General features: G+C 68.1%; 1 pseudogene. It reads left to right on the top strand.

From position 1 onward, the window contains the following. Positions 1-788 (top strand): annotated as a pseudogene (locus PCK14_RS19310) (hypothetical protein); the annotation flags it as partial.

Here is a 788-nt window from a genome sequence, read left to right on the forward strand (position 1 = left end):
CCGAGACCCTGGAGCTGGTGGAGGAATCCTTGGTGGACACCGCACGGGTGCAGGGCCCGGATTTTGTGCGCACGGTCGGGAACCAGATCCTGGGCCATATTGACCCTGACGGGCACAAGCCCAGCCATGCCGAACTGCTCGCGAAACAAGGCTTGTTCTTCCACCGGCCCCGCAACGGGCTGATCAGTTTCCACGGCGCCGTGACACTTGTGCAGCACGAGGAACTCATGGCCGCCCTGGACGGGTTCACCAACCCCAACAAACACAAAAACATCGACACCGAAGATGCCACAACTGGCAGCGGGGCCGAGAGTGGCCCCGGTGGCACGGAGACGGTCAGCAACGGTGCTGACGGTGTGGCCGGTAGCGGGCCGGGCGGCTGTGCGGGGCAACCGAGCCTGCTGGACGGCCTGGGAGCTGTGGCCGGGTTGTTCCCCTCCACCGCCACTCCCACGGCACAGCCAGGCCCACCAGCGGCCGATTGCTCGGAACCCGGCCGTCCCGGGCGGCCCGAAACACCAGAGGATGCGGGAGCACCCGCTGCGGCAGAGGAAGCGGACCCGCCAGGGCCACCGGATGATCCACAGCCTCCGGACGTTGCGGAAGTGCCAGCTCCACCGCAGCAGCCGGACCCTCCAGGGCCAGGAATTGCTGCGGGCGGGACTGCTGGCGGGGGTGGTGTTACTGGTGGTGTGGGTTGGTGGGGTCGACGGCTGGAGCCGTGGGAGATCCCTGCCCGGCCCCCGGAGGCACCGGAGTATGCGACGCCACCGGTGTATGAGGGCCAG

The organism is Arthrobacter sp. HY1533 (assembly GCF_027568515.1).
Taxonomy (GTDB): Bacteria; Actinomycetota; Actinomycetes; order Actinomycetales; family Micrococcaceae; genus Specibacter.